The 3737-nt window shown below is 46.8% G+C and carries 4 protein-coding genes; 1 reads left to right on the top strand and 3 read right to left on the bottom strand.

The window, feature by feature from the left end; all coding sequences use genetic code 11:
* The coding region (locus H6S82_RS23360; RefSeq protein ID WP_191056785.1) for an AarF/UbiB family protein at positions 1 to 544 on the bottom strand (544 nt) is incomplete at its 3' end.
* 241 nt (positions 545 to 785) lie between these two features.
* Entirely contained in the window at positions 786 to 2858 is a 2073-nt protein-coding gene (locus H6S82_RS23365; RefSeq protein ID WP_190467330.1) for a GAF domain-containing sensor histidine kinase, read from the bottom strand.
* A 19-nt stretch (positions 2859 to 2877) separates the two neighbouring features.
* Between H6S82_RS23365 and H6S82_RS23370 the strand changes: the two genes are divergently transcribed.
* A complete protein-coding gene (locus H6S82_RS23370) occupies positions 2878 to 3015 on the top strand; it encodes a hypothetical protein (RefSeq protein WP_190467334.1) in 138 nt (45 codons plus the stop codon).
* Positions 3016 to 3134: 119 nt separating this feature from the next.
* Here the strand turns inward: H6S82_RS23370 and H6S82_RS23375 are convergent.
* Positions 3135 to 3737: hypothetical protein (locus tag H6S82_RS23375; RefSeq protein ID WP_191056786.1), on the bottom strand; the 603-nt coding region annotated here is incomplete at its 5' end.

The raw sequence follows: 3737 nt of genomic DNA on the forward strand, positions 1-3737 counted from the left end.
AAGTAAAATAACGCTGACAAAAACGCATAACTTTACGGACAGCCTTAACATCCACATCAAATAACTTTTGCAATCCGGGACGCTGCACTTTGACAACGACATCTTCCCCAGTATGCAGACGTGCTTTGTGTACTTGCCCCAAACTAGCAGCAGCAATAGGAATATGATTAAAATCGCGAAATAAAGTATAAATAGATTTACCCAGCTCGCATTCTATGAGAGCGATCGCCTCTTCCGCACTAAAGGCCGGGACGCTATCTTGTAACTGAGCCAGAGCCTCCACGTACTCTGCGGGTAACAAATCCGCACGGGTAGACATAGCCTGTCCAATTTTAATAAAAGTTGGCCCTAAATTGAGTAGAGTACGAACTAACCACTGAGCCCGACGCTTTCTAAGTAAAGATGAGTTGTTGCCAAATATACTATCCGACCACAAATAGAACATGAATTTCCCAGTCGCTGCAAAAACGTCTGCTTGACGTGCCAGCGGGGAATATTTAGGCCGTTGCCAACGTAGTGGCTTAGGCGCAACAGTTATCGTCATACTGTGATTTTTTTATGGTTATGCACCACCAACATCTCAAATAGTACAAAACTTCTGAAGGATGATGGGGGGAGCTGATGGAGCGGGAGAGGGGGAGAGGGAAAGAAAAGAAAGGTGTGTAAATTGCGATCGACTATTCAGACAAGGGATTAATTTCGAGCCCACACCCAGAATTGTTTTTGCACCCCCTGAGAAACTTGCCTAGATTAACGGTAGAAGATCGATCCTCGACGATCGGCAACTAAGCTTGAATTTGGGGTAAGGTCAGGGTAAAGCAAGTTGACCAAGACTGACTGTGGCTAAGTGGGTTACTGCAAACCGCAATTGTACCATTTAAGTGCTGCACTAAGCACTTTACTAACGCCAGACCCAGACCGGTGCCTTGAATTACTTGTTCGCTCACACCCTGACCTCGGCGGAATTTATCAAAAATATAATCCTGTTCTGCTGGGGAAATACCAGGGCCAGTATTGCAAAGGGTTAACACAATTTGTGGATTTTGGCCATCGAGTTCGTGACTGGCACACAAGTGAACAGTTGTATCCGGATCGGAGTATTTACCTGCATTAGTCAAGAGTTCTTGGAGAATGCGATCGACACTATCCGGGTCGCTTTGCAGCATCAACGGGCGTTTGGGTAAATCCAGCGTCAGGCTTAACCCCTTCGATCCCCATTTTTTCTCAAACGAATCTGCCAAACTCTCAACGATTTGCTTGAGGTCTATTTTTTGCAGGTGCAGGGGAGATTTGTTAGACTCCAGCTGTTGCAAAGCCAAGATGTCGTCAATCAGATTAATTTCCTGAGTACACTGGCGATCTAATATTTCCAGATATTTTGCTTGACGATCTGGAGACAGTCCCGGTTGACGCAACATCCGAATCGCCATTCTCATACTAGCCAAAGGGTTTCGCAGCTGATCGCTCATCGTGTCGATAAACTCATCCTTGAGCTGATTTAACTGCCGCAGCTGGTCAACTTGTTGGCGAGTTTTTTCGTACAACTTTGCCTGTACCTTTAAAATCGACTGTAGTTGATAGGTGCGCTCTTCCACTAACGCAGATGTTTGCCGCAAAGTCTGGAACTGGAGAATAGCTGTACTCATTTGGGCACTCACCAACTCCACCAGCTCCAACTCCTCTCTTAACCAGCGACGGGGCTGACGTTGTTGTAGCACCAAGAAACCCAGCACCTTATCTTGACTTTCCAAGGGTACCAGCAACAAGGCAGGCATAGCGTCGAAGTCAAAAATAGGGGCGATGCCTACACCGATATCGTCGTTGGGAACGCTGTGTTTGTCGGCGATAACTGTAGCGTTAGGAGCATTTGCAAAAGCTTCCAAACACAAATAACATTTTGATAAGCAAAACGATTGGTTCAACAGCGTCCCGACATTTTGATTTCCTTCTGTTGGGATAAAAGTAGGCCATTCACAAACCACTGTTGCTTCCGTTGCTCTGGAAACGCGCTTTTGAAACCCTCTTTTATTTACGAGGGGGTCTGTATATTTAAGGAGCAGTATGGCACCACGATCTACTTGAAGAGTTCGTGCCGTCCCATCTATAGCCAGTTTGAGAATCTGCTCTAAATCCGTATAGCTACGGATAGCCATTGTTAACTGGTTGAGGAGTGCTTGATATCCAGATGCAGCGACGATTTGTCTCTGGAGGTTTATTTGTGAGATTGCCATTGCGATTGAGTCTGACACAGCTAGCAGTCGTTCTTTATCTGATGCAGTCCAACGATGAGGTTTTGAGCGCATGATGGCGACTACCCCGTTAACTTGCCCTTGAAATTGGGTTTTCATTGCCAAAACAACCCCGCTCGGTAAATCTTCCCAGCCCTCGTTCTGAGAGAAGGCGGTTCCAGTTGCACCCACATCTGAGATTGCAAACGGCTCAGAACTTGCCAGTATTGCTGCTATGTTCAGATATTTCAGCAAGAAAGTTGGGTTTTGGCTGAATGGGGCTGGTGTTTTGTTGGGATAACAGTAAGCAGTCTGAATTGTAGCCCGATCGCTTGCCATAACTGCAATCGTGCAGTATTCCACCCCATAAGCCGATCCCAAAGTTGCGGCGATTTCTGGTAAAACTTCTTCCGGATCTAGCTTATTGAGAACTATCTGAGTAATTTTTCGCTCTAGATTAGTAGTAGCGACCCGATCTTGCTTGTGTTGGTTCAGCCGTCCCGAAGAGCGAACAACTTCCAAAGGACTTGTCGATACCGGAGAGTGAGTTCCTTCTTTGCCTGGTGGCTGGAAAGCTAACCCACGCTTTCGATTGATGGTTAATCTTTTTCTGTCCTGCGAATCTTTCATCACGACAAAGCCCGAATCTGTGGAAAGAGATCGCCTGCACGACTCTGCTCTGTACCAGAGCGGTTGCCAGCCAGATAGATTGATGCAGGAAATTGAGATATTTGGGAAGATGGTTCTCCAAATGCAGCAAGCAAGAGCGGGATTGCTTCATCAGTAACCATCTATAGCTAATTAGAACTGGCACTAGCTTACCTTTATCGTACACAGCCTTGCATCCGTGATTTCTCTACAATTTTCTGAAGCTAGGTACTTGAGGTAGATCTCCCGATCCCAGGGCTAGGAGCGTCTTTTTTGCAACTGCCGCAAAGCCAACTCGCTATTTTTGCGATAGACCGACTTGCGGTTTTGTGCTGTCTCATAGCGACGATCGGTTTCTGCCACCTGAGCCATCAGATCTGATGCCTGTTGCCAACGATTAGCTATATCCAGCCATTCCGTCCGGCTTTGCGCTCTCTTGCCGTCGATGGAAGCTTTCTCCGCCATTCTCACGGCAGCAACAAATGGGTCTCCTTCAAATTTAGATATATCTGTTCTGTCAGAGACGCTCACAGAGAGATTGGGACTTTGTTGGTTTGGGGATAGTGCTGAAGAGGCCGGCTTTGTTGCTTTTGTTTGCCAATTCTCTTTTGAAGCTAGAACCTTATACACCACCCAGCCACTTAGCAACAGGCATAGGCTGAGAATGACTCCACCTAACATACCTCGCCGCCATTGCCGTCTATCTCGTTCAAAAGGAGAAACTGATGCTTTGAGTTGCGCTCGCTTGAGCGCCATAGTTTTACGCTCCCTTAAGTCTGTCGCCAGACGCTGCAAGGGATTGCGCTTAGCCAAGACGATTTCTTCTACCCAAAGTAGCTGGTTTTCGGGGTCGCGGCTTAT

It is taken from the genome of Planktothrix sp. FACHB-1355 (assembly GCF_014748295.1).
GTDB lineage: Bacteria > Cyanobacteriota > Cyanobacteriia > Cyanobacteriales > Aerosakkonemataceae > Aerosakkonema > Aerosakkonema funiforme_A.

Excerpts from the sequence above, each read along its gene's own strand:
- H6S82_RS23365 (WP_190467330.1), bottom strand. The coding sequence starts at position 2,858 with ATGAAAGATTCGCAGGACAGAAAAAGATTAACCATCAATCGAAAGCGT.